This is a genomic window from Gammaproteobacteria bacterium, assembly GCA_041395445.1.
Lineage (GTDB): Bacteria > Pseudomonadota > Gammaproteobacteria > Xanthomonadales > Marinicellaceae > NORP309.
In genome coordinates, this window is sequence record JAWLAO010000005.1 from 1 (window position 1) to 23,893 (window position 23,893).

Annotated in this window: 11 protein-coding genes; 7 read left to right on the plus strand and 4 right to left on the minus strand. The window is 37.9% G+C overall.

What is annotated here, in order from left to right; all coding sequences use genetic code 11:
* Positions 1-205 precede the first annotated feature (205 nt).
* The gene (locus tag R3F25_09190; protein MEZ5496993.1) at positions 206-1,951 is read left to right on the plus strand and encodes a hypothetical protein; all 1,746 of its coding nucleotides are present in this window, start codon (positions 206-208) and stop codon (positions 1,949-1,951) included.
* Between the two features lie 76 nt (positions 1,952-2,027).
* On the opposite strand, the gene R3F25_09195 is transcribed toward R3F25_09190, so the two are convergent.
* The 3 genes from R3F25_09195 to R3F25_09205 all read right to left on the minus strand — a co-directional run bounded on the left by R3F25_09195 (position 2,028) and on the right by R3F25_09205 (position 7,742).
* Positions 2,028-4,805, minus strand: a complete 2,778-nt coding sequence (locus R3F25_09195; GenBank protein MEZ5496994.1) for a serine/threonine-protein kinase — start codon at positions 4,803-4,805, stop codon at positions 2,028-2,030.
* Positions 4,802-5,377 carry an ECF-type sigma factor gene (locus tag R3F25_09200; protein MEZ5496995.1) on the minus strand — a complete coding sequence of 192 codons (576 nt, stop codon included), beginning with the start codon at positions 5,375-5,377 and terminating at the stop codon, positions 4,802-4,804. The genes R3F25_09195 and R3F25_09200 overlap by 4 nt, the downstream gene beginning before the upstream one ends.
* Positions 5,378-5,453: 76 nt before the next feature.
* The gene (locus tag R3F25_09205) at positions 5,454-7,742 is read right to left on the minus strand and encodes a DUF1631 family protein (GenBank protein ID MEZ5496996.1); all 2,289 of its coding nucleotides are present in this window, start codon (positions 7,740-7,742) and stop codon (positions 5,454-5,456) included.
* Positions 7,743-7,951: 209 nt separating this feature from the next.
* On the opposite strand from R3F25_09205, the gene R3F25_09210 reads away from it, so the two are divergent.
* The 4 genes from R3F25_09210 (at position 7,952) to R3F25_09225 (ending at position 12,344) form a co-directional block, all read left to right on the plus strand.
* Positions 7,952-9,256 (plus strand): aminopeptidase P N-terminal domain-containing protein, encoded by a 1,305-nt coding sequence (locus R3F25_09210; protein MEZ5496997.1) that lies wholly within the window; start codon positions 7,952-7,954, stop codon positions 9,254-9,256.
* 3 nt (positions 9,257-9,259) lie between these two features.
* Positions 9,260-10,525 carry an amidohydrolase family protein gene (locus R3F25_09215; GenBank protein MEZ5496998.1) on the plus strand — a complete coding sequence of 422 codons (1,266 nt, stop codon included), beginning with the start codon at positions 9,260-9,262 and terminating at the stop codon, positions 10,523-10,525.
* A gap of 109 nt (positions 10,526-10,634) precedes the next feature.
* Positions 10,635-11,234 carry a dienelactone hydrolase family protein gene (locus tag R3F25_09220; protein ID MEZ5496999.1) on the plus strand — a complete coding sequence of 200 codons (600 nt, stop codon included), beginning with the start codon at positions 10,635-10,637 and terminating at the stop codon, positions 11,232-11,234.
* Positions 11,235-12,149: 915 nt separating this feature from the next.
* Positions 12,150-12,344, plus strand: coding sequence for a hypothetical protein (locus tag R3F25_09225; GenBank protein ID MEZ5497000.1), 195 nt, complete (start codon positions 12,150-12,152; stop codon positions 12,342-12,344).
* 545 nt (positions 12,345-12,889) lie between these two features.
* On the opposite strand, the gene R3F25_09230 is transcribed toward R3F25_09225, so the two are convergent.
* Positions 12,890-13,078 (minus strand): hypothetical protein, encoded by a 189-nt coding sequence (locus R3F25_09230; protein ID MEZ5497001.1) that lies wholly within the window; start codon positions 13,076-13,078, stop codon positions 12,890-12,892.
* Positions 13,079-13,755: 677 nt separating this feature from the next.
* Here R3F25_09230 and R3F25_09235 point away from each other — a divergent pair.
* Together R3F25_09235 and R3F25_09240 are read left to right on the plus strand one after the other, a co-directional pair.
* The gene (locus tag R3F25_09235; GenBank protein MEZ5497002.1) at positions 13,756-21,594 is read left to right on the plus strand and encodes an SdrD B-like domain-containing protein; all 7,839 of its coding nucleotides are present in this window, start codon (positions 13,756-13,758) and stop codon (positions 21,592-21,594) included.
* The gene (locus R3F25_09240; GenBank protein MEZ5497003.1) at positions 21,591-23,801 is read left to right on the plus strand and encodes a C25 family cysteine peptidase; all 2,211 of its coding nucleotides are present in this window, start codon (positions 21,591-21,593) and stop codon (positions 23,799-23,801) included. The genes R3F25_09235 and R3F25_09240 overlap by 4 nt, the downstream gene beginning before the upstream one ends.
* The last annotated feature ends 92 nt before the right edge of the window (positions 23,802-23,893 follow it).

The following is a 23,893-nucleotide window of genomic DNA, read 5'->3' on the forward strand; positions in this document are numbered from 1 at the left end:
TAAATGCACCACGGGTTAAAATATAAATTTCTACATAGAGAAACGTAACGAGGTATCTTCATATAGTTTTTTTCTCTTGACTTTTTGAACTATAAGCTCACTGCCAGAGTAAGAACTGAATAATGCTTTTCATTTAAGGAAAGACTTATATTGATAGTGATAGAATATGTTATAATTTACGCTTTTATTGCTAAAGAAAAGTTTTATGAATTTGACTTCAATTGTTCTTTCATTAATAACATTGGTATTCTCTTTATCATCACAGGCCGCAGGTCCAACCCGTTCTTTTTTTGGCGGTACGTGCAAACCACTGGATTCGAATCCTAAACTATGCAGGGAAGCAGGTGAGCGATGGTTGGTAAAAAAGACTGATGGGTCTGGCACCATGGTTATGGGGTTTGTTAAAAGCAAGCCAGGCTATAAAGGGCTAAAGAAAGCGTCTAAATCTTTAGGCTTTCGCGGTAAAATGATTAAACGTGATAAGGAATATTATAAGTCTAAGCCTGCATGGGGTTTGATTGAAACCAAAGGTGATAAGCCAGTTGAACCTGCAATATATCGACAGATATTGCCCATTTCAGATCAATTCGCACTGGCCCAGCCTCATGACCTTCATAGTGTCTATGACAGTCCATATTATGTCGTTCCGATAGATGGCAAAGTGACCAAGCTGGGTGAGCCAATCGGTAAAAAGAACATAATATATGTAGTTGGCGGCTATTCGATGCAAAGTCCTGTAAGGGTTTTTGTTAACCGGGGAACTACAGGTGTTGGTCAAAACACCCAGAGAATAGAACAATTGGATGCCAAAGGTCAGGTTGTTGCAACTTACGACAATATAATAGTTACTTCGGCCAAACTCACTTTCTTTACTCAAAATGAGACGGGAGTTGTATTTGCCAAAGCCATAGACCCCAAAACAGGTAATGAAGCTTCAATGCGTTGGGGGCCAATGGGCGATTTCCTGGGTTATTTCCCGAAAATTGATTTTGTTGAGTCGTTTTATGACCTGGATAGGCAAAAGTCAACCACCTATCTGATGCAGGCCGTTGGTCGTTTGCCTATCAAGACAGACTTGCCTGACAGCACCATTTATTTACCACTGGATGAGCATGGTGAACCAATAGCTGGTCCTGAAAACTTTGTCGGTATGACGCCTTTATATGACAATCATTGGTATTATGGTGAAAGCCAACAAAAGCACAAGGACTGGTTGTTGGTGTACAAAACACCTTCAGGTTTTGGTTATAAAGTGGCTGGTGTTGCCAGTCGTGGACCGGTCGGAAAGAACTCTGAATATTCTCCTATCAGTATTTTGGCATCAGAAGCTGATTATGTGATGTTGGCTGATTTTGACTATCGTCGCGAATTTCAATCACCGGACCAACCACCCATTAAATACATTTGGAATTCTAACTTCGTACAATTATATACAGCATATGAAGAGGATGGTGTGACACCCAAACCCAATGCGCACCCGGGTAAATGGCATGCTTTGGGTGGTTATTACCGTTACCCTGTGACTTTAGACAACAAAAGAAGGCTGAAATATGCCGCTATCCAAGGGCCCAATAAAGAAGGTTGGGATGATAAGTTCAGTGCCATTCGAGCCACCTATCAGGACACTGTGGACTTTCGGGCCGATCAAATAGCCCGCAAACGTGCCTATGAAGCTCAATTAGCTGAAGCAGAACGTCGTCGCGACGAAGAGCGAAAGCTTGCGCATGAAGCGGCCAAGCGTGAATGGCAACAGCAGCAAGAATATCTGGCCGCGCATCCCGAGCGCAATCAAAAAAGTTGGTCGCAAAAGTTCGCTGAAGGTCTTAATGCCTGGGGTGATTCCATGATTAAACAATCTCAACAGAATAATAACAGTAACTACCAAGGTTATCGAACAGAATGTTATAACAACTATGATGGTACTCAGACTTGTTATACGTCTAAAAAATAGCAGTTCGGTTGAATAATATTAGGAGGATAATACAGATTAATGATGTCAGCGTACTGGTTTTGACATTTTATATGTGTTATTTTCCATCTAGCTGCTTAACCAATGCCTTAAGAATTTTTTCAGTAGTTGTTATGTCTTCAAGTTGTTTTTGCATGTCATTCCAAATTTTCTGGATATCTTCAGGGAGTACAAGGTCGTTATTTTTAGCAAGTTTTGAACAATCATTCATCAATTCAAATTTTAGAAATAATGCTGCATCATCATGCCATTTTTCTGTGTTTCGGCAGTTTTCTTCATACAGGTTTTTATCAAATTGCAATTGTATGAGCCAGACATTTAAGAAGGTTTTTACAATTTCGTCATATTCGGATGATTTACTGATTTGTTGTTCTAACCAGGAGACTTTTTCAGTTTGATTTTCCCGGTTTTCTCCAAACATGTATTGGGTTAGCACAGAAATACTTTGCTCATTGCTGACGGATTGATGCAAAACAAAGGCTTTTTGAACTTGATAAATTTGGTATTCTTTGGAAGTGATGCTCTTGGTAAAGTCGGTCTTTTCCATAAAACTCAATAATTGTTCGGCCTGATTTTGATAAGGTTCGAGTAATAGAATCCACAAAGCGAGATTATAAATTTTCAGAGTTTTTGGATGATCCAATTCATTCTGATTGTTGTAGATTGCATTGATAATATTTTCGGCAGCTGTTTCAATGTTGTTTTTTCTGAGTAGAAGTTCCGCCAAATAGGTATAGGCGATTGGTAACTCGACATTGTCGTTGGCATCTGTTAAATTTTTGATTGCAATGTGTAAAAGCTCTTCGGCTTTATCCAGTCTTTGTGTTTTTGCCAGCAAAGATGAATATCGCATGTAGGTGGATGCGAGGGTTGGATGAGTGGGATCAACTGATTTAATAATGTTGATGCTTTCTTCAAAAAGCTGTTCGGCTTTGTCAAAATTTCCGTAATTGACATTGACGGCGGCATAATTTCGTAATGTAGCCGCTAAATTCTTTTTCCGACCAGGTAGTGATTTGTATGTTTCTATGGTTTTATCGAATAATTCGGCTGTCATGCTTTTATTGCCGTTGCGATACTGTGATATTGCCATTGAACCAAGCAAATCAGCTTTAAAGCCTGAATCAATTTCAGGATATAAGTCCATGTGTTCGAGTGCCAATTTGTGAATTTTTAATTCTTCATCCAGTTGATTTAATGAGGCGTAACATCGGCTCAAAGGAATATATACCTTGAGTTTGAGTACCGGTTTCAGTTCATCATGAGTTTCAAGAAATGATAATAATTCCTGAGAATTTGTAATGGCTTCCTCATAACTTCCTGTAGCGTGTAACAGACTGAGGACTTCTATTTGATTTTCAATCAAGGTTTCGTCATCGGATTCTTTGTATTTTTCTAATGCGGTTATTGATTTTTGTTTGGCTTTTAGTGATTCGTGATAGTTAGCATTTTGGTTGTAGATGTTCGCCATGTTGTGATAAAAATGATAACTAAACTCAGGGTCTGATTGCAGAAGTTGTTGCTGGTTAGATTCAATAGTTTGTAAGGTTGCTACCAAATCTTTTGAGTTCTTACCGCTGGCAAATGGATCAGCTTGCTGAAATAAACTATCAATTAAGGCCATCGAACGAGAGGTTTTATCTTCGGCAATATGTCTTTGCTGGATATTGTTATAAATCATCCATGCGGCAACTATTGAAACCACAATGATGCTTGTAGTTAACAAACTGGTCAGAGGGTTTCTTTGCAAGAATTTTTTGAAGCGATAGAAGAAAGAATCTTTACTGGCGATGACCGGCTGATGATTGAGAAAATTATTCAAATCTTGAGCAAAGACTTCCATGCTTACATATCTTTTGTTCAAATCAATATGGGTTGCATTGTGAATGATATTTTTTAAATCAGCATTCAGTCCGGATGTTTTTAATATTTGACTGATGTGTTTTTTGACATCTTCCGGATTGTATTTACTGAGTTTCACATCTGGAGTAGGTGTTTTTCCGGTTAAAATTTGCAGTAATAAGGCTCCTAAGGAAAAAATATCGGTTCGGTAGTCGACTTTCTCGCCCTGAATTTGTTCGGGTGAAGCAATATCATAAGTAAAAACCCGAGTTGAATTGTCTGAATTGTTTTCTTCGGCAAAAAGGGCTATGCCAAAGTCAACAATTTTTATTTCATTATTGGCATCTATCAGAATGTTTGCAGATTTTAAATCCCGGTGGATAATGTTTTTATTGTGAGCATAGGAAATGGCTTGTGCAATTTGTCTGACCAACTCAATTTTTTCACGTTGTTCAAGGTTGTTGTTTTGACAATACTGAACAATATCAACACCATTTTCTACATAGTCCATCACTAAATAATTAGTACCATCATCTGTTTGTCCGCCATGATGGAGCGAAATTATATTATTGTGATTGAGTTGAGAGAGACTTTTTTGTTCACGATTGAATAGCTCAAGACGTTTATCAGCAGTTGCATAAGGCGAAAGAATTTTGAGGGCAACATATTTCTGAATGTCTGTATGGACTCTTTTTGCCAGATAAACCGAAGACATACCGCCCGAACCCAAAAGTTTGATGAGTTCATATTCACCAATGATTTTGCCGGATAAATCGAATTTTTGCTGAAAGTCAGGCAAAACACTATCAATGTTGCCGGATTCAATGAGATCAAAATCTTTGGTGAGTTTTTGAATGAGATTGAGAGCTTTTTGTTGGATTGATTCTGATATATTGCTATTTTGGATAAACTCAATTTGCTTGTCTTTTGACAGATGCGAAATGCTTTCGCAGAGTTCTTTGGCCTTTTTCCAGTCAGAAATTCGATCGCTCATTGTTCATCAATCAGGTTGAGAAGTAATGATTTTGCCATTAACCATTGTTGGTAAATCTGACTTTTCACTGTTTCAAACAGTTTGGCAATTTCATCAAGAGAAAACCCCCAATAAAATCTGAGTTCTACTATTCGTGCTAAGTTCTCATCAATTTGTTCCAATTCTTCCAGAGCGTCATTGAGCGATGAAAGCTCAAATTCCATGTTATCTTCACCGGTCAATTTGGTTAATGATAAAACCGTATTGATACCATCTCTTTTTTGACTCTGATTGCTTTTGAGCAGGTCTATGAGATAGTACCTCATACATTTTGCAGCAATGCAATAAAAGTGCTTGCGGCTTTTTAACTGGAGATTCTCTGCCATATTAAGTTTGAGATAGCACTCATTGACCAAAACAGTTGGGCTTAAACTACTATCCGGGTTGATTTTTCTCAGTTGTCCGGAGGCGATGTTCTTAATTTCGAGATATAGCAAATCAAACAACTTGTCGATATTGTTTTTTTGAGTGAAATCGTCAGATTCCAATAGTTTTGTAATTTGCTGATTGATGATTTTTCCCTGAAAATTGATTTTTCATCGGTATTATTTTGCCAAAGAAATTGGACTTTTGGAAATCATTATTCGGATATTAACAGAAAACACTCAACTAATGTGATATTGTTTTTTTTAGTTTACTGGCGATTGCTGATAACGCACGGTCAAAAATAGCCGTACGATTGATTGTTCTGATAGTTTTGTTGCGCAATCCGGCTGCGAGAGCAGGGCTGGTCTTGTCGGTGATTTTTAGGCCTCGCGAATTCACAAACAAATACTTTCCGGACAAAGGGCTAATCCACGATAATTTCGCCCGAACCGGAGATTGTTCTGGTCTGCTAAACTCAAACCAAGTGCCAATTTTGAATTTGGCAACTTGTTTGGAAAAGTCATCATCAAACTCTTCGAAAACTTCTTCCTCTTCTTCTTTTGAGTGTTGAACACTTTCTTGTGTTTCCGGAAAAACTGCCTGATCATCAGTTGAAATTTCTATATTGCTTTCATCAATTGTTTCTTTCATCATTTTTTGCAGACAATTGTTGAGCATGTCCAACTTTTCGAGAATGTCCTTATGGCTAAATGCCACCAGTTTTAACCCTCGAGCATAAAGTTCAGAAATATCGGAAAGCACCTTTTCATTTCGGTAAGTTTTATCTTGAGTGAACGTGATAAGATTATCAACAAACTTTAATTTTCGTTGGTACTCTTCAGAATCTTCTTTATGTCTGAGCCTGATTAACAGCAATACATTTGCCCATTCGTTGAGTAGTACATCACGAACAAGAATCGGCATTTGTTTGTTGGTCATTTTTTCGGAGAGTAATTCAGTAACCTGGTTTTTTGCCAGTTTGATTTTTTCACGACCCATTTCTTTTTCCTGGGTTCGTTTTTGGGCAATCTTGGCTTTCTTTTTAATTTTACTGATAAAATCTTCAAAGTCATCCTGAATAATTTTAAAGTTCTCAGGGGTGTAACGTGTTAGTTTGAGTATTTTTACAACTGTTTCCTTCAAGTTCTCAAAGAAGTGATTATTCTTGTCGGACTCTTCACTCCAACCGGCTGATTCTTTTGAAAGTTTATCCAACAGAACTCGAGCATAATGATTCTTATCAGCAAAAAGTTTTCTGTCTTGAAGAGCAATTTTCAAATAGGGAATTTGCAGTTTCACCAATAAAACCTGAATCTTGGCAGGAATATCTCTATCTTCAACCATAAATTGAAACATCATTCCAATCAAATCTATGGTTTCTTCATCGTAACTCATGACTCTTTGAGTTTTGGTTTCAGAGTTCAATGTATGTAATTTGCTAAGCAGGTTTTGTTTAATTTGCTCTGGTTGTAATTTCGATACATTATCGACATCCTGATGGCTGGCAACTTCATTTTGAAGTGAGGTCAGAGCCATAATTATATTTTCCAAATCAACATGAACCATACTTGAATTTATTGAGTTCAAAAGGTTTGGATCAATAACGACTCTGTTTTGTTGAAAAAGCTGTGAAATAAGCAAATAGTTTTCATCAGTTGCTGATGATTGATTCGCCGAAACTTGCTCAGTATCTGAAAGTGTCGCCGATCCGGCAAGAGTTGATTGAGTTTCAATAGAGCCTTGAGAGTTGTTTTCAGGTTTAGCTACATGTTCGTTATTGGATTTTTTACTACCACTGCTACTATTACGGTTATTATTAGCACTTATATTGTATTTAATATCTTTGACAATATTTTTTTCTTCAAGAAATTGATTGATTTTAGAGTAAACGTCGTTGAGTTGTCCCATGACTGTTCTTTCAAAGACCTTATAAAGAATCAGCTTGATTTTAATATCGAGTTGCTCTTCAGGAATCTCGTTCAAGCTCAATGCGAATATATGAACCAATGTGAAAGGAGCAATAGGAATCTGATCTTTGTTAACCTGAATATCAAGAATTCTTGAAAACCGCTGTTCAAAAGCAAATATATGACGATGATAGGCAACTTCTGATTTATGAACCAAGTTTGTTTTTGCTAATACTTCATCTAACTCTGTTTCATCAACGAGTTGTAAATTGATTGTTCGGGTGTTTCTATCGTATTTTGAACTATCATCAAAAAAAGAATCAAACTTTTTATTTTGCGTTGCATTGAATGCATTCTGTAACAGTTGCATAAAGCTATTTTTGATATTTTTTCGATTCACACGGACAGTGCGCATCGCTTCAAAATAAAGTGTTTGTACTTGATTGGAATCGGCTTTTTCTGCCAGATTGAATAAGGTGTCGTCGGTGTTTTCAAAAAAAACAGTCAGATGGCTTTTGATGCTTTCATCAAACTTAGCAAGAATCTGCGGCATTAAAACATCGGTTGCAGCATGCAACTTTGTATTCTCAGCAGAATCTTTTTCCTGGCTGTTTTTCTTTATCATTAGTATTTTCTACAGCTTTATAATTTTTGATAATAACAAATTCATTTGTGGATTTTGAGACAAATATCACATTTGTAATTATATTAATATTTGCGAATATATAGAACCGGATTGTTTGATTTAATAAAATATCTGTAAAATTCTGAAAATACAAATCAATTGTATAAGGATTGTGTTTAAATATAAGAAAACAGATTGATTTCACATTTATGATTAAAGTTGACGAGTTCAAAAAAAGAAGAAAACAAATTGCAAAGTTCATTGGTGAAAACTCTATTGCGATTCTGAAAGCAAAAGATGTTTGCCTGAGAAATGGTGATGCGGATTATAAATACCGCCCGGATAGCTATTTTTATTACTTGACAGGGTGTCACGAACCCCATTCATTGTTAGTAATTTGTCCTGAGAATGAAGATGGCGATGATATTTTATTTTGCCGTGAAGTTGACCCGCTCAATGTCATTTGGAATGGACCAATGTTGGGATTGGATGATGCCAAAAGCAAACTCCAATTCGATAATGCTTATGATATTAAAACTGTAGATAGCATCATTCCCAAATTAATGACCGGCCGTGACAAGGTTTATTTTATGCTGGGAACAGATTCTGAGTTTGACAAGAAAGTTGTGCAATGGACAAATTCTGTCACCAAAGAAAAGTGGTCAAATAGCCAAGCACCTCATGAACTTGTGTCCATAAAATCCTATCTGGATGATATGCGGGTTTATAAAAGCAAAGCTGAAATCAAATGTATGAAACAATCGGCTGATATTGCAGCAGAGGCGCATATCGAAATGATGAAATCGTGCAAGCCGGGAATGTATGAATACAATTTGAATGCTGAGTTTATGCGAACTCTTTGCAATCATAACTCTAATCCGAGTTATCAACCCATTGTAGGAAGCGGAGCGAATGCCTGTATTCTGCATTATGTAAATAATAACAGCGAAATGAAAGACGGTGATTTGGTTTTAATCGATGCCGGGTCTGAATATGATTACTATGCTTCGGATATCACCCGAACCTTTCCTGTCAATGGAAAATTCTCAAAAGCTCAAACTGAAATTTATCAAATTGTTTTGGATGCTCATGCCGCTGCGTTAGAAGCTGTTAAACCCGGAAGCCATTGGAATGAACCTCATGAAGCTGCTGTTAAAGTCATTTCTCAAGGTTTATTGGATTTAGGATTACTTAAAGGTGATTTGAATACCGTTCTTGAAGAACACAGCTATCATCAGTTTTTTATGCATAAAACAGGACATTGGTTGGGTTTGGATGTGCATGATTGTGGAGAATATCGAGTTGATGGATTGTGGGTGGAAATGGAAGAGGGAATGGTATTAACCATCGAGCCCGGAATTTATATTGCAGAGGATGCAAAAGTCCCTGAAAAGTATAAAGGAATCGGTGTCCGAATCGAAGATGATGTTTTAGTCACCAAAAAAGGTTACCAAATTTTAAGTGATAAGGTTCCCAGAACCATATCTGAAATAGAACAACTTATGGCGGAATAAATTATGAAGAAAAAATCACTCATCCTTTTAGCCGGATTGATAACACAACCTGTTTTTGCATTGAGTATCCATTGTGGTCATTTGTTTGATGCAAATACAGCAAAATTTAAAGAAAACATGTATGTGGAAGCTGATGGGGATCGGTTTACAAAAGTTGAAAATTATCAAAACCAGAAAGTCGATTTGGATTTATCCGACAAATACTGTCTTCCGGGATTGATTGATATGCACACGCATTTGTCGTTCCAACATAATGCCAAAATTTATCTTGAAAAATACGAATCCAATGAAGCTGATGTGGCTTATAAAGCAGCCTATTTTGCAGAGAAAACCCTGAAAGCAGGCTTTACATCCGTGCGGGATTTAGGTGATTCTTATAATGTGACAATCGCTTTGAAAAAAGCAATTGCTCAAGGAATTGCCAAAGGTCCTAGAATTTTTACGGCGGCAAAATCAATAGCAACGACCGGCGGGCATGCTGACCCGAGCAATGGCTATCGCAAATCATTGTTTCCCAATCCCGGACCGGAACATGGTGTTGTCAATGGCTCAGCTGAAGCAGCTCAGGCTGTCAGACAGAGATATCAGGATGGTGCTGACTTGATCAAAATCACTGCAACCGGAGGCGTACTATCTCAAGCTGCCAGTGGTGATAATGCCCAATTCAATAAGGATGAATTGGATAGTTTAATTGCAACAGCTAATGATTATGGCTTTAAAGTTGCCGCACATGCGCATGGAAAGGAAGGTATGAAACGAGCTGTTGAAGCCGGTGTTTCCAGTATTGAACATGGAACTTACCTTGATGATGAAATCATCAAACTAATGAAGAAACATGGTACATATTTAGTTCCTACATTGATTGCCGGTGATTGGGTGACTGAAAAATCTAAAATTAAAGGTTTTTTCCCGGATGTGGTTGCCAAAAAGGCAGCAACCATCGGACCTAAAATTGCCGGTTCATTTGAAAAAGCACACAAAGCCGGTGTTAATATTGCTTTTGGTACAGACTCAGGTGTGAGTGCTCATGGGGATAACGGTAAAGAATTTGCGCTAATGGTTAAAGCAGGGATGACTCCTGCAAAAACATTGCAAGCAGCAACACTCAATGCAGCGACTTTATTAGGACAAACAAATAATTTGGGCTCAGTCGAAGTTGGTAAATTCGCAGATTTGGTAGCAGTGGATGAGAATCCTTTGGAAAATATCAAGACTATGGAAACAGTCCCATTTGTGTTAAAAGGCGGGAAGGTGGAGTTTTCGAAATAATGAAAACTTACGAGCTTGAATATCAACATGAAAATATAACTTGCAAAGGTTATGTTGCTGAGCCTGAAAACCGCTCTGAAAATACTCCTGTCGTCATGTTTGTTCACATGTGGTCAAGGCAGAGTTTCGTTTTGTTGATGAAAAAGCAAAACTGGCAACTCAAAAGGTTATATTGGCTTTGCCATTGATATGTATGGGAACGGTAAAACTGGTCAACTCAGTCGAAGAAAACACAGCTTTAATGACTCCGTTTATGAAAAATCGTGAAATGATGCAATCTCGTGTCCAGGCTGGTTTTGAAGCTATCAAACAAATCCCAAATGCTGATATTTCCAAAGTTGTAGCTATTGGATATTGCTTTGGTGGTTTGTGTGTGCAGGATTTGGCAAGAGTGAATTCCGATGTGAAAGGAGTTGTCAGTGTTCACGGACTTATGAAACAAGCCCCAAACATTTCCCAAGGTTTATTCAATTCCAAAGTCCTATTACTTCATGGTTCAGATGACCCAATGGTCAGCGATGATGACTGGGTTGCTCTTAGAAAGAATCAACCAAGCCGGTTGCGACTGGCAAAAACACAATTTGGTGGAGTCATGCACGCGTTTACCAACCCACAAGCCAACGACAAGGAAATGGGCACGGTCTATAACGAATCAGCTAACAACCGAACCGAAAAGCTGATTGCTGATTTTATTGAAGAGTGTTTTTAATAATCCCTTTCACAATATTGATAACCTTTTATTTCGCAGAGGCACGCAGTTCGCAAAAGTTTTTTTGGGGTTTTTGAACCTTTGCAAAAGAAAAGACTATATCGTTATACTGAATTTATTTTAAGGTTTTCCTAAATTCCATGTCATAATTTTTTCTCAAACTCTTGATGAGTGATTAAATATAATAGTTGAGAAGAATATAATTGCAGCTTTATTTTTTGCTTTCTAAAATCAATCGGCATGTTAGCTGTGTAAAAAAAATATCAAATTAAGCAAGGGTTAAATTAATTGTCAATTTTAGGTATTAACTTTTAACTAAACACAATGAGTAAGGCTATAAACGTTTTTTTTGTAAAAAAATGTGATAATTCTCAAAAAAAAATACAAAAAAATAAAAATAAGGGTACAATTGTTGACGGATAGGTTTGCTAGTTAATTACTCGCTCTAAATATTTGGAATGCTCCCACACATGATAATTCGGTTGAGTTACTCTTCGTAATTCTTTGAATACTGAAGTAAAATTAAATAACATCTAGCAAGAAAACATTGTCCTATTCATGAAATTTAAATTAATCAGGTTGATGCATATGAATTTTATAAACAGTAATGGGAAGAAGGTACTAATAATATTCAAAATAACAAACGTTATTTATTTGGACTGATTGCAGTATTGATGATAGGAGTTTCTTCAAATTCTCTGTCTGCAACATTCACTTATACTCCAACATCAATTGTTCCCGCTTCAGGAGCCTTGCCGGATAATGGTTTGTGCAGGTACAAATGGTGTTACTGTCACTTTCAATGTGCCTGATACATATACGGTTTCTGATGTTGATATAGGGGTAAATATTAACTCATACATGGAGAGCTGATTTAGACCTAGACCTGACTTCCCAGCTTCGACAAATGTGTTCTTGGCTACTGATATTGGTGGATGGGCTGAGAATTTAAATGTTTTATTTAACAGTGATGCAGGGGCTGCTGTTCTGAGTGGTGATCATGCTATAACTCCCGATTTTGTCAATGATAGCACGCCTGAGACTGCCAATGCACTAGACTCTTTTGATGGAGAGTCTTCCAATGGCAACTTGGGTATTGTTCGTTTGTGATGATATGATGGTGCTGATACTGGAACATTGACAAACGCAGAGTTGCGTTTAACGGACACAGCACCTACATTCATCATGATTTGTGAAAACAACGCCAACGATAACCAACGACTGCACCAGGACAGGTGTCCGTTGGGGATACTATTGAATACACCGTGACAACAACAAATACAGGAACAGGAGATCTACATTGATTGTACGATCCTTTATTACAACTCAAACTCTGTGCGACGTGACTCGGCAATACTTGTGTTGACAGGAAGTTATGTTTTCCAGCTGACTTAACAGCTGTTCTATATCAAATACGCTACTGGAGATAGTGATGAAACCACCAAGTAAGCTCTAATGGTGCTAAGTAATACTTATCAATATGAACTTCATCACAAGTGCTACCTGATGCTACCAATACAAATAATAATACTTGCACAGCTGGTGACACCAGTAAATATAGTTTTTAATATTCGGATGATTTTACTGTTAATGTTTAATGTCCAGTTACTGGCTACTACCTAATAAACGGACATTGACCTCATCTGTACCTCCCGTTACAACAGCAACTGTTGAACTGTTTTCGATGTGCGGATGTCCCAATATAATTTTAATATATTGTGGTTCTGATCCAGTAATACAAAATGGGCGGCAATCACCATATCATTGGGGAAATTACGAGCGTTAACTCCAGAAACAGCAAATGCACTAAATGCGTTTGTAATGGTGAAACTCTGTTGGTACATGGTTATTACACCATGTGTGATGATAGGAATAGTATGCAACAATACCTTTAAGGTGCTTTACTCAGTTTGATGGAACCCCGGCAGGGGACGTTGTCGGTTGAAATCTAATCCTACGATTTTTACTGATATAGCCCCAATTGGTTGTTTAATCAGAATGATGTACTGCAATACACAGTAACAGCAACAAACACAGGCAACAGCATAGACGAATGTGACGTTTCGGATCAAAATTGACTCCTCTTCAGCATTCCACGGTAACTGCAGAACCACTGTGTTAACGGAGATTACACACTGTCACTGTCACTGACGAAGGTCGGATTCACAACCAACACTGCGAGTGCGGAGAATGAATATCAGCTTTAGCTTCGAACAGCGTGACTATTGGTATGAGCAGCTGAACACGTTGTGCAAGGCACAAACCAGCTATGTGGATAATGATGTCAATGGATATATTAGTGTTGGAGATGTGCTCAAGTCTATACAGTGACACCTTTGCGACGAATACAGGCGATAGTGTCAATATTATTTGGTGCTCAGACCCAATTTTGACTCCAGTAACTCTAAGTCTTGCTTGAATGTCAATAACTCGTTTAGTTGTGTTTTATCGGAACTTATCAGGTGCTTGCTCAAGATAAACTTGCGGGTAATATTTTAAATACCGGATTGTGCAAGTCTCAATGGCGGAAGTCAGTATTGAGTCTAATACAGTTCATGTTGTTGTTGGAGAAAATCCTGTTGCTGATGCAGAGTCAGTATTTTATATGCCTTTACCTGAAGATCAAGCATTAACTGCTCTCCAATCAATTTTCCCGGATCCTGCAGGAGGACCCTCTCCTATCAGTGGCGAGACTTGCGGAGGTTCAACTCCACCTCAAAACCCTATTAGTACTTATTCGTCTATTACAGTTTTAAGGTCAAATACTCTAATTTATTATGATCACTATGAAGATGGTTATGAAGTGGCTCCCAATGCTTCCGCTCAATCTACTACAGAAGTTTGGGGTGATGGTGATATATCAAACGGCACTGCTCCTGGAAACTCATGTTTAGTGGACTCCTGTGATGTTTTAGAGGCTGGCATCATTATTGTTCTTGACAATCAAATTGATACGAGTATTCCGATTGATCCTTTAAACCCTCCATTTAATGGCGGGGATAAAATTTCAGCTACCGATACGATTGCAATGACCAAGGCTAACTGGTCAACCGGACCTGATACGCTGTTGGCAGGGGCATTTGAGCTCTATCCAACTACGGAGTGGGGAACTTCATATGAAATCCCGGTTGGTCAAGATGTGTTTGCAGGAAACAATGCTAAGTATCAATATGTTGGAATTACCATCATGGCGCAGGCCGATGGAACGACTGGAACTGTCGATAGAGATGGGAATCCTGGTACTACAGGCGATCAAACGGCTTTTTCTTTGGATGAAGGCGAGAGTATTTTTATTGATGGAAATATCTTGGTTGGAGCCACTGTTACAGCTAGTGACTTGATTCAGGTTGATATAGTTACCGGAGATATTTGTGCGAATTATGAAGCACGTTTTATTACTCTGTTTCCAACAGAATTATGGGATAATAGCTATTATAATCCAGTTGGTACGAATGCGGGCGATGGAGCTCCGGTAAGAGTTCTCTTGTATAACCCTGATCACACTAATCCAATTACCGTACTTGTTTTAGATTCATTTGGAAGTGCCACTGTAAGTGTTGCAGCCGGATCATTTGTAGATTATTTGCAAACCAGTGCTACAGCTGCCCGATATTGTACGACTTCTGATAATGTTACATGTGATGAAAATGGTTCTCAATTTTACGCAATAGCTGCTATTGATGCTGACCCAGACTCTGCGGGGGGGCAAACTAGTTTGACAGAGGACTGGGGAATGACCCTTGTACCAACATCATCACTTAGTCAGCAGGTCTTACTAGGTTTAGGATTCGGTCAAGATCCTCTGTTGCCAGTAACAGAAAACTCAAGCCCGGTATGGGTGACAGCGGATTTGATTTCCGGAACCCCAACCAACGGAATACAACTTTGTGTCGACTACGATAATGATGGTACTGATGCTTTCTATTCTGCAACACCATTAACAGATCCGGTAACAGGTCAGGAGTATGACGAAAGATTTACAGTAGATCCATACGAAAGAGCAATACTTTATGATTATGATGGGGATCAAACCAGTATGTTGGTTTGGGTTTGTGAGACGGATGCGCTAGATGCCGCTAATGCAGTAATTGCAGCTGCATGGGGGCAAGATCCTGCTGTTTCATCACCTGGAGCCCCAGCGGTAGATGTGGGTACGGGTATTCCCAATGTCTCATCGATTATACTTTTGAAAGAAGGTGAGCTTGTTAATGACTTAAATGGTGATGGCTATCCAAGCATAGGGGACACTATCCGTTATAAAATTTCATTAACCAATATTGGTTTTGTACCTGTGTCTCCAGGTGCTGTATTGACTGATACATTACCTACTAATGTAAGTTATGTTGAAGATTCGACCTTATATTTCAATAGCGTAACAACAACAGTCATACCTGATGATAGCGTGCCTCCTAATTCAACTGAGTTCCCATTAGACGAAGCAGGAGTGTCGTTGAATGATTTGTTAGCGGTTGGAAACTCCTTTTTAGTCACCTTTGATGTGGTTGTAGTCTCACTTCCTCCTGCAGATGTGGAAATATGTAATAATGCAAATATTAATGTTCCTTTCGAGTCAGTATCAGATGAGTTTTGTATTGATATTGTTCCAAGAACAGCATCAATTGGTGATTTTGTATGGAATGACCTCAACAATAACGGTCTTCAAGATGATGGCCCGACTTCAGGAATTGAAGGAGTGACTGTGACTTTAGTTGATCTAGCCGGAAATCCTGTGCTAGATGGTCTAAGCAATGTAATTACTACTACAACAGCTGCTGATGGTTCTTGGTCATTGACTAATTTACCAATTGGTAATTATCGTGTTTTATTTGATACTGCCACATCTACAGATGGCTTGAACTATGTATTGACATCGCCAAACCAAGGAGGGAATGATGCAGTAGATAGTGATGGTCAAGCAAATGGTGTCTCTGGTCAATCCTTAACAAGTATATTTACTTTATCTGACGGACAGATAGATTTAACAATTGATGCCGGATTTATTGAATCAACAATTATTGCTAGTTCAGACCTTTGTTATGCTGTTACAGATACAGGAGATAGATTGGTTTCTGTTAACCCTATATCTGGTCAAACAATAGATGTTGGAGGTATTCCATTTGCCAATGTTGAAACAATTGTTTGGGATTTGGGGGATCCATTGGTTTTCGGAGATGAAATATTGTATGCATCTCATCAGAATACCACTCCAAATCCTGATGTGTCAGAGTTAGTACAGCTATTACCTGGTTCCGGTACAGTTATTGGAAATTTCAGTACTTTGAGTGGAGGTGGAGCTTCTGGAATCACAGATTCAGATGGGTTTGCCATTGATTGGCAATCGGTACCTCCTGTGTATTATGCATCTGGTGATGCAGGTTCTGGTCACTTGCGACTATTTGATTATGACCCGAGTAATGCAGAGGTATTAAATTTATCTCCGGATATAACTCTTCCTGTTACCAATACCCAGATTGATGATATTGCATGGGATCCTATTAATAGAAGGTTGGTTGCTGTAACAAATGATGGTGCAACAAACTCACATATCGTTGAGTTTGACTTAAGCTCGTATCCTGCATCGGTAACTGCGTATGATTGTGGTTTGATTGTTTATGACCATGATGGAAATTCAATAACAGCTCCGGTTGTTTTAGAAGATACAGAAGGATTAACGTATCATCGTACAGGGGAATTATATATCTCTACTGGGGCAGCGGGCTCAGCTGCAAGTCAAGATAGTTTATGGAAAATTAGTATAGATGACATTCGTCCAGATTGTTCTGTTGGCCCAATAACTGATCTTTTGGTTGAGAGAATAGGTCCGGCGAATACATTTGCGAATGTACCATCAGCCGGAATTACAGGGGATACAGAGTCTCTGGCTTGTGGAATTACTTTTATTGATTCAAATGCGTCAATCGGTAATAGAGTTTGGTTGGATGAAGATTCTGATGGACTTCAAAGTGCCGGAGAAGATGGTGTTGGTGATGTGACTGTTTATCTTTGTAGAGCAAACGCATCTCCTTGTGATGTTACTACAGCTATAAGGACAGAAGTAACAGATGCTAATGGTGGCTATATGTTTGAGGGCTTGCCATTGATGGATTATATTGTTGCCGTTAATACGTCATCACTGCCTTCTAATTTAGCTGCAAATCCGACTTATGATGAAGATGATGGTACTACAAGTCCGAATCATCAAACAACTGTCTCGCTAAATCGATTTGAGCATGAGCATTTAACAGCTGATTTTGGTTATAACTGGAATAATTACCCTGAAACTGAGACCCCACCACCTGCAACAACGGGCTCAATTGGTGACAGAGTGTGGAATGACTCTAACGGAAATGGAATTCAGGATGATGATGAAATTGGTTTAAATACAGTAGATGTCTTGCTATATAGTGATCCGGATAATAATGGTGTTTTTGATACATTTGTCATTTCGACAACCACGAATGATAATGGTAACTATGTATTTGATGGTTTAGCAGCAGGAGCATATGTTGTTCGAGTTGTACCTTCAACTCTTCCGGTAGGTGTAACTTGGACACAAACCGGAGATCCGGACGAATTTGCACAGCTGGCAACAAATCCAGATAATATGACAACCTCACCGATTATACTAGCTCCTGGTGATGTTTACGTGAATGCGGATTTTGGATATCAGGGAGATGCTCTAAATACTCATGATATTGGTGATACTGTCTATTTAGATACTAATGCAGATGGCAATGAGGATGTAGGAGAACCTGGAATTCCAAATGTAACAGTATCGTTAATTGATTCAGTTGGGAATACAATTGCACGAACAGTAACAGATGAAAACGGTAATTATCTCTTCTCAGGATTGCCAGATGGCAATTATACTGTGAAAATTACTGATAATTACAATGTGTTGGCGGAGAAGGAGCAGTCAGGTGACCCGGATGCGACTATTGATAACCAATCTAGTGTTACAATTTCCGGATCTGATAACTTTACTCTTGATTTCGGATATATACCAGAAGGACATACAAATGGAGCCGGTTTAATCGGGGATACGATATTTTTAGATATTGACGGTATAGGCGGGCAGTCAGCGGGAGAACCGGGTATTGAAGGGGTTCGAGTTGAGCTTATTAGTGTTGCAAATGGTGGTTACCCAATAGATGTGACCTACACAGATGAAAATGGAAATTACCAATTTGGTAATCTTGCTGCAGGTGATTATATCGTTAGAGTTGATATATCAACCTTGCCAAATGGTGGAACCGGCATGACTAACTCATTCGACCCTGATGGTTCAACCTCAAATGAATCTAATGTAACTCTTGTTGTAGGAGAAATTAATTTAGATCAAGACTTTGGCTATAATGTAACAGTCCCCAACACTATTGGTGGAACATTGTGGAACGATAGTGATGCTGATGGAACGCTTGATGGTACTGAATCACAAAGATTTGCTGGAGTAACAATAAACCTTCTTGATACATTAGGAAATGTTGTTGCTTCAACTGTAACAGATGCAAATGGTGATTATCAATTCACAGGTTTACCTGATGGCATTTATACGATATCAGTAACTGATGATGGAAATGTATTGGCAGGGCATTGGTTAACTGATGGATTAGCAGATGGTTCGGACTCTAACTCACAAGTAGTCGATTATACAGTTTCTGTCAGCGGAGGAGCTACAAATACGACTGCAGATTTTGGTTATTATGTAAATCTTGCATCAGTAGGGAATATTGTTTATAGAGACGATAATTTTGACGGTGTAAGAGATCCAGCAAACGAGCCAGGAATTCCAAATATTCCTGTTACTCTAACAATTACATATCCAAACTCCGATGTGGTTTATTTGACAGTATATACAGATGACGCAGGAAGCTACTCATTTAATAATTTATTGGCTGATGATAACTTCACTGGAGATGATTTGGGAGGAACAGTCCCGCAACCTGTTTACAGCATAGCTGTGGGTTCGATAGGTTCAGGGTATATATCATCATATGATGGGATAGCTGATGCTACAGGCATAGGAAATGGGACAGATGATAACTCGGATAATGATTTTGGTGAAATTGCTTATCCAATCCAAGGAGGTCAAGATTTTACTAATGACTTCGGATTTGCACCTGCTGCCGTAATTGGTGACAGAGTTTGGCTTGATTCTGATAATGATGGTATTCAGGATGCTAATGAGGATGGTATATCAAATATTACAATATCATTGTTACCACCACCAGGAATTAATTTAGGCAACGGTTCTGGTGTTGCAATCACAACTATAACAGATAGTGAAGGTAATTACTTATTCCCTAATATTCCTGTCGCTTCAGGCTATGTAGTTACATTGCTCACTCCGCCGGTTGGACTGAGTCAGTCATATGATGAAGATGGAACGGGAACTCCGCATACTTCAGTAGTTAATCTTACATCAGGCAATCAGGAATATCTGACTGCGGACTTTGGTTATACTCCTTCAAGCGGATCAGTTGGTGACTATATTTGGGCTGATGTTAATGGTAATGGTGAACAGGATACGAATGAAATAGGAATACCAGGTGTAACAGTTGAACTATTTAATTTAACAGATGGTATTAGTATAGGAACAACTACAACTGATAACACTGGAAAATATTTGTTTACCGGACAACCATTAGATAAGACCTTTGAAGTCAGAGTGATTGCAGGAATCCCTTCTGGATATATTCAGACCGGAGATCCTGACGGTGTTGGTGCTCCGGATAATATGACTCAAGTTCCTCGTTTGAATACATCAAATGGCTTCAATTTGAATGCGGACTTTGGGTATCAACCTCCTGTAGCCAACCATTTTGATATAGGAGATACTGTTTATATTGATTTAAATGGTGATGGGTCACAACAAGGAGGAGAACCAGGTGTAGAAGGAATTACAATTCATCTGTTAATTGATTCAAATAATGACAATGTTCCTGACACTGCTATTGCATCAACAGAAACAGATTCGAATGGAAACTATTTGTTCCCATCATTACCAGAAGGCCAGGATTATGGTGTTGTAGTTACAGATACACAAAATATTCTGAATAACTTTATTCAGACTGATGATCCCGATCCATTCTTTGATGGTAGATCTGTCGTTCTCAATTTAACAGCCGATAACCTTAATCAGGATTTTGGATACATTTCAAGTACCAGAGATACAGGAGTAATTGGTGATTTTATTTTTAATAACATCAATGGTGATGGAGTTCAGGATCCGAATGAACCTGGATTAGAAGGTGTGAGAGTCAATCTTTATTCGAACACAGGTATATTGTTAGACTCCATTTTCACAGACGAAAATGGTGAGTATCTGTTTACCGGACTGAATCCAAATGCGAGTTACGATGTCGTTGTTGATCAGAGTACATTGCCGGGAGGAGCTGGAGTTTGGACAAACACATATGATCCTGATGCTGTCAATGATGGTATGTCAACTATTGATTTGTCTTTAATTCCGGGTGGTATATCACTTACGCAAGATTTTGGATTTACAGCTCCAACACAAAACAGTATTGGTGGTACTGTTTGGAGAGAAGACAGGGCAGATGGGTTGCTTACTGATGGATCTTCCGGAACCGTTAATGAACTTTCTAATGGTATTGAAAATGTAAGGATAATTATTCGTGATTCAAACGGAGATATTGTAGATAGACAATTTACTGATGCAAATGGTGATTTCTTATTTACAGGTCTGCCGGATGGCACATACTCGGTTGAAGTTGATGACGTAAATAATGTACTGGTAAATTACTCTCATACAGATGGTCCGAATGCGGGAGATAATTCAATTGATAACAATTCTCAAGATGATACAGGTTATATAGTAACTGTTTCCGCTGGAGAGTTAAACACAACAGCCGATTTTGGTTATATGCCGATAATGACAACTCCAATAACTTTAGCTAAGTTTAATGCATATTATAACTCTGTGAACGGAAGAACAACTCTAACTTGGTCAACTTTAACAGAAACCGGCAACTTAGGTTTTGAGTTATATGCAAAAATTGACGGTTTATGGCATCGAGTGAATAATAAGATGGTAGCATCAGTAAATTCATACAGCACAAATTTAATTGAGTATCAATACGTTTATGATGGTGGGTATATAGACGAATGGATAATAGCAGATATTGATGTGCTGGGTAAGAAAAAAACTCATGGTCCATTTATCACTAATAAGAATTATGGATATGAAGGATTTTATTCAACTCAAGAGATTAATTGGTATCATATCAATCAACAACATCTCGATAAGAAGCAGCAACGGAATTCGAGAAAAGCTGAATTAATAAATAGTTATATTGAAAGTCAAAAACAAGAAAATAATGAGGGAGAATGGAAATGAAAATATTAAATTTAAGAAATTCTTTCCTGGCAATTCTAGTTTTATTGAACAATGTGTCTTTTGCAGCGATTGATACACCACAGTCAATATTGAATATGAATATAAAAGAGAATGGGGTCTATCGTGTTACTTATGATGATGTGGTTGCGCAGGGAATAAACTTGTCGGGCATATCAAAATCCAAATTGTCGATAATTAACAATGGAATTCCTGTTCCTATTAAGATATTTTCAAATAACCAAACGACATTTGAACCAGGAGATTTTATCGAATTTGTTGGAAAAAATGGAAACAGCCTTTATCAAGAAGGCAGTATATACTCTTTGATAATATCACAAGGTTTAAGAATCAATGATAATCGGATTCTGCCTAATGACACTCAATTGCCAGAATTGTATTACATGCATAGGGAGTACTATGGTGACAATAAAACCTACAATTTTGGTTCTCCTACTGAGGACCCTTGGTATGACAAGCGAATTTTAGCAATAGGTTCTGAAGTTAATGAATCAATATATTTTAATGTTGATAATCTGGTTAATATCGGTGAGGTTGAACTAAGTGTTAATATTTGGGGTGGAACTGATTATCCTCAGACACCGGACCATCATGTTATTTATACATTGAACGGAACAGTGATTGATGATTTCCGTTTCGATGGATTGGTAAATGTCAGCAATCAGTATTTAATGGAAACTTCGTCTCTTTTTGATGGGGTTCATGAGTTGAAAATTACAGTTCCTAATGACACCAACACAACTGCTGATGTAATTTATATTAACTCATGGCAAGTTAATTATCCAAGAGCATTTGTTTTGAAAAATAGCAAACTACATTATGATACGTTGGTCAAGAGTATAGGTGCTGGAGACTTAATATTTTCAAACGGATTTGAAGAAAGCACAAAAACTTATTATTTATCAAATGCTAACAATGAAACTTACAGGGTTTATGTGGTGATGGAAAATGGTACAGTCGAATCGTATCAAAGCGAAACCTCAGCGAATTGTCTTGAATTGAACTCTCAGGATTGTTTATTGAAGTTTACATTAGAAAATAATTCTAATGGAGAAGTATTTGTAACATCAGAATCAGAGATAATGACTCCTGAATACTTGATTCCTGTTATGCTGACTGATATCAAACAAGATAGAAATATTGATTACTTAATCATTTCGCATCCAGACTTTATCGGCGAATCGCTTAATCAATTTGTCGCTGATAAACAATTGAATGTTGAGGTGCTTTTAGTTGATGTCGAGCAGATTTATGCCCAATTTGGAGATTGGAATGTCTCCGCAGATAGTATTAAACAATATATTAGATATGCAAGAAATGAATTTTTAGTTAAAGATGTTTTGCTAGTCGGAGGAGATACGTACGATTATAAAAACTACTTGAATTCGGGTTCAATTAGTTTTATTCCTACTCTTTATGCTCAAACAGACGAGTACATTAGATATGCACCTGTAGATGCTAAGTTTACTGATGTGGATGATGATAATATTCCGGATTTTAATATTGGTCGATTTCCTGTCAGAACAGAATCAGAACTTGATAATCTGATTGACAAAATAAATCTGTACAATAGCAAAACCTATAACAATACAGCTATTTTTGCAGCTGACAAACTTGATACATCTACAGGATATTCTTTTAAAGATGATGCCGAATTATTGATTAGCATGTTACCGGAATTATGGCAGAATAATATTGGCTCCGACCAAAGAGCCTATGTGGATGATGATGGTGTTGACTTAGCTAAATCAAAGATAGCTAATAATATCAATCAAGGCATTGCTTTAACAAGCTTTATAGGACACTCTGGACCAAGAGACTGGAGTTTTTCAAGACTATTCAGTACCGGTGATGCAAATGCATTGTTTAACTCTGAGTCGCCAACACTTGTGACTCAATGGGGTTGTTGGAATACATATTTTGTATCCCCGACAGAGGATACTCTCGCTCATGCCTTTATGCTCAATCAAAATGGTGGTGCAGCATCGGTACTTGGAGCTAGTACACTGACTAAAGCTGAACATGAGCAAGGACTGGCACAGCTTGTATTAAAACATTTAACGCATGATAGCATGACTTTAGGAGATGCTGTGACAAATGCTAAAAGAATGTATGCAGCAACTCATCCTGATGCTTTAGATGTGATACTTGGCTGGAATATACTTGGTGATCCTGATTTAAGATTATAGAGTTTATATATATATTTGAAGGTTTTTGAGTAATTTCAGTAGAGGTTTGTAAAGTGTGAATAAAAAATGATTTGGAGAAAAGTTTTTTACTA